This window comes from Burkholderia sp. Se-20373 (genome assembly GCF_017104705.1).
Taxonomy (GTDB): Bacteria; Pseudomonadota; Gammaproteobacteria; order Burkholderiales; family Burkholderiaceae; genus Burkholderia.
In genome coordinates this window covers 1-6,787 of the sequence record NZ_JAAGPH010000244.1, presented here as the reverse complement: position 1 = coordinate 6,787, position 6,787 = coordinate 1, and the positions used below count along the sequence as shown (strand labels likewise).

Genomic DNA, 6,787 nt, shown 5'->3' with positions numbered 1-6,787 from the left:
CGGCGCACCTGACGCTGAAGGACGCGAGCGTGCCGGTGAACGTGAACCTGCGCACGTACGCGGGGCCGGAGGCGCGTTTCTGCCCGGCAGCCGTGTACGAGTTCGTGAAGAACGACGACGGCAGCGATCGCCTGGTGATCAACGCGCAGAACTGCGTGCACTGCAAGACCTGCGACATCAAGGATCCGACGCAGAACATCGTGTGGGTCACGCCGGAAGGCGGCGGCGGGCCGAACTACCCGAACATGTAATGGCCGGAACGCGCCGCCGCGAGCGGCGCGCTTTTTCGGGTGCCGCAAACGAAACGGGGCGCTGCTTGATGCAGCGCCCCGTTTTGCATGCTCCGCGCAACTGGCGGCGAGACGCGCTGCGCCCCGCCCGCTTGCGTCAGGTCGCGCTGCCCGCGATCTTCGGCGTCGGCGTCTCTACATCGCCGCACTGCGCGCGATGGCGCAATGCATGGTCGATCAGCACCAGCGCGAGCATCGACTCCGCGATCGGCGTCGCACGAATGCCGACGCACGGATCGTGGCGGCCGAACGTTTCCACCGTCGCCTCCTCGCCGGCCTTCGTGATCGAACGGCGCGGCGTGCGGATGCTCGACGTCGGCTTGATCGCGATCGACACGGTGATGTCCTGCCCCGTCGAAATCCCGCCGAGCACGCCGCCCGCATGGTTGCCGACGAAACCGCCCGGCGTCAGCTCGTCGCCGTGCACCGAGCCACGCTGCGCGACGCTGTCGAAGCCCGCACCGATCTCGACACCCTTCACCGCGTTGATGCTCATCATCGCCTTTGCGATGTCCGCATCGAGACGGTCGAACACCGGCTCGCCCCAGCCGACCGGCACGCCCGACGCGACGACGTCGATGCGCGCGCCGATCGAATCGCCATCCTTGCGCAGCGCATCCATGTACGCCTCGAGCTCCGGCACGACGGCCGCATTCGGCGAGAAGAACGGATTTTCATGGACGTGCGACCAGTCGACGAACGGCACGTCGATCTCGCCGAGGCCGCTCATGTAGCCGCGCACCTCGACGCCGAAGCGCTCGCGCAGCCACTTCTTCGCGACCGCACCCGCACCGACGATCGGCGCGGTCAGGCGCGCGGACGAGCGGCCGCCGCCGCGATAGTCGCGGATGCCGTATTTCTGCCAGTAGGTATAGTCGGCGTGGCCGGGACGGAACGTCTCGACGATGTTGCCGTAGTCCTTGCTGCGCTGGTCGGTGTTGCGGATCAGCAGCGCGATCGGCGTACCGGTCGTCACGCCTTCGAACACGCCGGACAGGATCTCGACCTCGTCGGCCTCCTGCCGCTGCGTCACGTGGCGCGACGTGCCGGGCTTGCGGCGATCGAGTTCGACCTGGATGTCGGCTTCGGTCAGCCCCATTCCCGGCGGGCAGCCGTCGATCACGCAGCCGATCGCGGGACCGTGCGATTCGCCGAAGGTCGTGACAGTGAAAAGCGTGCCGAGGGTATTGCCGGACATGATGGAACCGCCCAAAGAGAAAAGGACAAACCGATGCGCTGCCCGGGCCGCAGGCAGGTCGATCGTTTGCCGGTCGAGAAAAAGAGGTAAGCCGCTATTATGCCAGCCGTCCCGGGCACGCGGGCCGTGTGAACCGTTCGGACCACACCGGCCGGCCACGGGAACGGCCCCGGGCGTCGCTTGCCGGCCCGCGCCGCTCCGGTCGAACGGGCCCGTTCACGGCGGCCATGACGGCCCGGGGCGATGCCGCCGGGCCCACCCCGCCTACTTCCGCGCGCCGCGCAGTTCGGTGACTGCCGCCTGCAGCGCTTCGGGCGTCGCGACCGACGCCGGGATCGGCTCGCCGACCGCCAGCGTCAGCCGGCTCATCACGCCGCGCTTGATGGGCCGCGGCATCCGCGCATCGGAATGCCGCGAAAAATAGCTGCCCCACAGCCCGCGCAGCGCCATCGGGATCACCGGTGCCGGCGTGCGGCCCAGGATCTCCGTGATGCCGTGGTGGAACGTGTTGATGTCGCCCGTCTTCGTCAGCTTGCCTTCCGGGAAGATGCATACGAGTTCGCCTTCCTTCAGCGCGGCCTCGCATGCGTCGTACGCGCGCGCGAGCATCGCGGGATCCTCGTGGCGCGGCGCGATCGGGATCGCCTTCGCATGCCGGAACACCCAGCTCGCGAAGCGCGTCTTGAAGATCCGGTGGTCCATCACGAAACGGATCGGGCGCGGGCTCGCGGCGGCCAGTACGAGCGCATCGACGTAGCTGACGTGGTTGCACACGAGCACGGCCGCCCCTTCCGCCGGAATCCGCTCCGCGTGCACGAGGCGAATCCGGTAGAACGTATGCACGAGCACCCATGCGACGAAGCGCAGCAGGAACTCGGGCACGAGCAGGTAGATGTACGTCGCGACGATCACGTTCAGCAGCGCGGTGACGAGGAACAGCCCCGGGATGTCGACGCCGGCCTTGGTCAGCCCCATCGCCATCACGGCCGACAGGATCATGAACAGCGCGTTCAGGATGTTGTTCGCGGCGATGATCCGCGCACGGTGCGTCGGTGCGCTGCGGCTCTGGATCAGCGCGTACAGCGGCACGCTGTAGAAGCCGCCGAACATCGCGAGCAGGAACAGGTCCGCCAGGATGCGCCAGTGGCGCGCGCCGGCCAGGAACTCGCCGACCGACAGCAGATGGCCGGGTGACGGCAGCGCATGGCTCGCGAAATACAGCTCGATCGCGAACACGCTGATGCCGATCGAGCCGAGCGGCACGAGGCCGATCTCGACACGCCGCTGCGACAGGCGTTCGCACAACAGCGAGCCGAGGCCGATACCGACCGAGAACGTCGCGAGCAGGATCGTGACGACGTCGGGGCTTGCGGACAGCACGTCCTTCGCGAAATTGAAGAACGACGTGAGGAACGTCGCGCCGACGAACCACAGCCACGAGATGCCGAGCAGGCTCAGGAACACGGTGCGGTTCTGCCGGGCGAGCCCGAGGTTGCGCCAGGTCTCGCTGACCGGATTCCAGTTGATCACGAGATCAGGCTGCGGCGCCGGCGTGGACGGCACGCGCTGCGCGACGAACCGCCCCGCGAGCGCGATGACGACGACGCTCACCGCGAGCACGCGCTCGCCGTTGCCTTCGATGCCCGCGGCCGCGCCGCCGATGATCGTGCCGATCAGGATCGCGATGAACGTGCCCATCTCGACGAGGCCGTTGCCGCCGACCAGTTCGTGCTCGCCGAGATGCTGCGGCAGGTACGAATACTTGACGGGCCCGAACAGCGTCGAGTGCATCCCCATCATGAACGTGCACAGATACAGCAGCGGCGCGCTGTGCGTGACGAAGCCGGCCGCGCCGACCAGCATCAGCACGATCTCGAAGGTCTTCACGAAACGCGTGAGGGTCGCCTTGTCGTACTTGTCGGCGATCTGGCCGGACGTCGCCGAGAACAGCACGAACGGCAAGATGAAGATCGCGGAGATCAGGAAGGCCGCCGTCTTCGCATCGACGCCGGCGAACCGCGCGGTGTGATAGGTGACGAGCGACGTGAAGCCGATCTTGAAGACGTTGTCGTTCAGCGCGCCGAGGAACTGGGTCGTGAAGAACGGCGCGAAACGGCGCTCGCGCAGCAGGTCGAACTGCGACGCGTGTGCGTGCCGTTCGTCACGCCGCCTGGAAGTGGCTTGCGTTTGATCGCTCATGCGGAATACGCGCGCGCCGTCTGGGCAGCGCTGCGCGGGCCTCGTGTGGTCATTGAAAAAAAGGCGGCGCAGGACCAGCCTGCGCCGCCGCGTGCCGGGTGGCGGCGCCCGCGCGTGACGGCGACGGGCGCGGCGTGGTTCACGACTTGTGCGCTTCGGCTTCCGATTCCGGCCAGTCGCGGATGTATGCCTTCAGCATCCGGTTCTCGAAGCTCTGCGCCTCGACGACCGTCTTCGCGACGTCGTAGAACGAAATGACGCCCATCAGCACCTTCTTGTCGAGCACCGGCATGTAGCGCGCATGGCGCTCGAGCATCATCCGGCGCACTTCGTTGACGTCCGTTTCCGGCGTGCACGTGAGCGGCTCGTCCATCACCTTGCGCACCTGCACGTCGCCGATCGCGCCGCCGTTCACGTGCAGACGCAGGATGATCTCGCGGAACGTCAACATCCCGACGAGATCGCCGTACTCCATCACGACGAGCGAACCGATGTCGTGTTCGGCCATCGTATCGACCGCTTCGCGCAGCGGCTTATCGGGCGTCACCGTAAACAGCGTGTTGCCCTTCACTTTCAGAATATCGCTGACGCGCATCGTAGTCCCCTCATGCTTGAATGCAAAACCTCTTTCGATCCTATCGGAAAGCCTGTCAAAAGGAAAGCGCGGGCCCGCGCGGCGGGCCGCCCCCCCGCTTGCGGAAGCGGACTGCCGGCAGCACAATGGCCCCATGAACAGCGGCCAGAGGAGACGTCCATGGCGCATACGCATTCGGAGCAATTCGCCAGCTTCGCCGATTTCTACCCGTATTACCTGAATGAACACCAGAACCGGACGTCGCGGCGGCTGCACTTCGTCGGCTCGCTCGGCGTGATCGGCTGCGTCGCGATGGCGGTCGCGACCGGCGACTGGCTGTGGCTGCCTGCGGCGATCGTCTGCGGCTACGGCTTCGCGTGGGTGGGACACTTCTTCTTCGAGAAGAACCGCCCGGCCACGTTCCGGCACCCGATCTACAGCCTGATGGGCGACTGGGTGATGTTCAAGGATATCTGTACGGGCAAGATCCCGTTATAACGCGGCCGGGCATCCCGCTCATGCGGGGCGCGGCGGCCGCGCGTGCGGATCGGGCACGGCGCCCGGCGCCTGCCCCGGCATCGCCGTCGGCTGCGCACCTGCAAGCCGGTGCGCGGCAATCAGCGTCGCGAGCGACACGTCGAAGCGGTCGCTCGACAGCACCGCGAGCAGCGCCGCACCGTCGACATGGCTGCGGCGCCGCTGCAGCTGGTAGGTCAATTCCGTGCGATCGATCACCAGCACGTCGAACAGCTGCGCAAGCGTCAGCTGCTCCGGGTTCGCGAGCAGGATGTAGCGCGGCGTGGTCTCGCCGCCGCCGTCGAGCCGCGCAATCCATTCCCGCTCCTCCATCGTCGTCAGCAGGCGCTGCGCGGTTTCCATGTCGCAGCGCAACATGGTTGCGAGCCGCATCGCCGTGTAGCCGCGCTTGCCGGCCGTGCGCGCTTCGGCCAGCCGCGCGAGCATTTCGAGCGCGTCGAGCAGGTCGCTGCCCGGGTAGTGGATGCGGTGGAACTGGCCGACGCGGATCGCCGGCAGCGCGGACGCCACCATCGCGCCGAGCAACGCGATGAACCAGCTCAGGTACACCCACAACAGGAACACGGGCAGCGCCGCGAACGCGCCATAGACGGCCGTATAGGTCGGAATGCGCCGCACGTAGTAGCCGAAGCCGCGCTTCGCGAGCTCGAACGCGACGGCCGCGAACAGCCCGCCGATCACCGCGTCGCGCCATGCAACCGTGCAGTTCGGCAGGTACACGTACAGCAGCGTGAACGCGAGCACCGTCAACGGCAGCGAGACGAGCGCGAGCAGCCACTCGACGATCGACGTGGACGGCGCGGCACCGGTAAACGCCAGCGACTGCGTGAACAGGTACGACGAGATCGACAGGCTCACGCCGAACAGCAATGGGCCGAGCGTGATCAGCGCCCAGTACGCGAGCACGCGCTGCGCGAACGGCCGCGGCTTGCGCACCCGCCAGATCAGGTTGAACGCCGACTCGATCGTCATCATCGTCATCACCGACGTGACGACGAGCACGATCAGGCCGGCCGTCGTCAGCCCCTTCGCCTTCGACGCGAACTGGTTCAGGTACTTGAAGATCTGGACGTTGAACTGCGCGGGCATCAGGTGATCCGCGAGGAACCCCTGCAGCGAGATCTGGAACGACGCGAACATCGGGAACGCGGTGAACAGCGCGAACGCGACCGTCACGAGCGGCACGAGCGCCAGCATCGTCGTGAACGTCAGGCTGCCCGCCACTTGCGGGATGCGATCCTCGGCGCTGCGCCGGGCCGCGAACTGCGCGAGGCGCTTGATGGTGTCGAGATCGACGCTCAACTTCGGCAAACGACTTCTCCTTCTTGATGCCGCGCGCCCGACGGCGCGCCGCCGCCGCGCTGCGCGACGGCTTCAGCCCCTATAATAGCCGCTCGATTCCAGCAGGGGCCGACTGCACCGGGCACGCGCGCGGCCGCATGCGGCTCCGTCGCCCATGAAAGACATCCTCGTCCTCTATTACAGCCGCCACGGCGCCACGCGCGATCTCGCGCTCGCGATCGCGAACGGCATCGACAGCGTGCCGGGCATGCAGGCCCGCATCCGCACCGTGCCGCCCGTGTCGGCCGTCTGCGAAGCCACCGCCCCCGACATCCCCGCCGACGGCCCGCCGTACGCGGAACTGCGGGATCTCGAGGAATGCGCGGGCCTCGCGCTCGGCTCGCCGACCCGCTTCGGCAACATGGCCGCCTCGCTCAAGTATTTCCTCGACGGCACCACACCGCAATGGCTGTCGGGCACCCTGACCGGCAAGCCGGCCTGCGTGTTCACGTCGACGGGCAGCCTGCACGGCGGCCAGGAATCGACGTTGCTGTCGATGATGCTGCCGCTGCTCCATCACGGGATGATGATCGTCGGAATTCCGTACACGGAATCCGCGCTCACCACGACGCGCACCGGCGGTACGCCGTACGGCGCGTCGCACGTCGCGCAGCACGATCGCTCGGCAGCCGCCGGGCTGTCGGCAGA

At 67.3% G+C, this 6,787-nt stretch carries 7 protein-coding genes; 3 read left to right on the top strand and 4 right to left on the bottom strand.

What is annotated here, in order from left to right; all coding sequences use genetic code 11:
* On the top strand, positions 1–251 hold a 251-nt coding region (locus G3N96_RS36995), incomplete at its 5' end, for a 4Fe-4S dicluster domain-containing protein (RefSeq protein WP_206139639.1).
* Between the two features lie 136 nt (positions 252–387).
* On the opposite strand, the gene aroC is transcribed toward G3N96_RS36995, so the two are convergent.
* The 3 genes from aroC to G3N96_RS36980 form a co-directional block, all read right to left on the bottom strand.
* Positions 388–1,488: a chorismate synthase gene (gene aroC / locus G3N96_RS36990; protein ID WP_089425194.1), complete on the bottom strand. Its 1,101-nt coding sequence runs from the start codon at positions 1,486–1,488 to the stop codon at positions 388–390.
* A 264-nt stretch (positions 1,489–1,752) separates the two neighbouring features.
* Positions 1,753–3,687 carry an MFS transporter gene (locus G3N96_RS36985; RefSeq protein WP_124575725.1) on the bottom strand — a complete coding sequence of 645 codons (1,935 nt, stop codon included), beginning with the start codon at positions 3,685–3,687 and terminating at the stop codon, positions 1,753–1,755.
* Positions 3,688–3,826: 139 nt separating this feature from the next.
* The gene (locus G3N96_RS36980) at positions 3,827–4,282 is read right to left on the bottom strand and encodes a CBS domain-containing protein (protein WP_006755543.1); all 456 of its coding nucleotides are present in this window, start codon (positions 4,280–4,282) and stop codon (positions 3,827–3,829) included.
* A 159-nt stretch (positions 4,283–4,441) separates the two neighbouring features.
* Between G3N96_RS36980 and G3N96_RS36975 the strand changes: the two genes are divergently transcribed.
* Positions 4,442–4,759 (top strand): Mpo1-like protein, encoded by a 318-nt coding sequence (locus G3N96_RS36975; RefSeq protein ID WP_089494696.1) that lies wholly within the window; start codon positions 4,442–4,444, stop codon positions 4,757–4,759.
* An 18-nt stretch (positions 4,760–4,777) separates the two neighbouring features.
* On the opposite strand, the gene G3N96_RS36970 is transcribed toward G3N96_RS36975, so the two are convergent.
* Positions 4,778–6,109, bottom strand: a complete 1,332-nt coding sequence (locus tag G3N96_RS36970; RefSeq protein ID WP_089494695.1) for a YihY family inner membrane protein — start codon at positions 6,107–6,109, stop codon at positions 4,778–4,780.
* A 145-nt stretch (positions 6,110–6,254) separates the two neighbouring features.
* On the opposite strand from G3N96_RS36970, the gene wrbA reads away from it, so the two are divergent.
* Positions 6,255–6,787: NAD(P)H:quinone oxidoreductase (gene wrbA, locus G3N96_RS36965; protein ID WP_206140296.1), on the top strand; the 533-nt coding region annotated here is incomplete at its 3' end.

Excerpts from the sequence above, each read along its gene's own strand:
- G3N96_RS36975 (WP_089494696.1), top strand. The coding sequence starts at position 4,442 with ATGGCGCATACGCATTCGGAGCAATTCGCCAGCTTCGCCGATTTCTAC.
- G3N96_RS36985 (WP_124575725.1), bottom strand. The coding sequence starts at position 3,687 with ATGAGCGATCAAACGCAAGCCACTTCCAGGCGGCGTGACGAACGGCAC.
- aroC (WP_089425194.1), bottom strand. The coding sequence starts at position 1,488 with ATGTCCGGCAATACCCTCGGCACGCTTTTCACTGTCACGACCTTCGGC.
- G3N96_RS36980 (WP_006755543.1), bottom strand. The coding sequence starts at position 4,282 with ATGCGCGTCAGCGATATTCTGAAAGTGAAGGGCAACACGCTGTTTACG.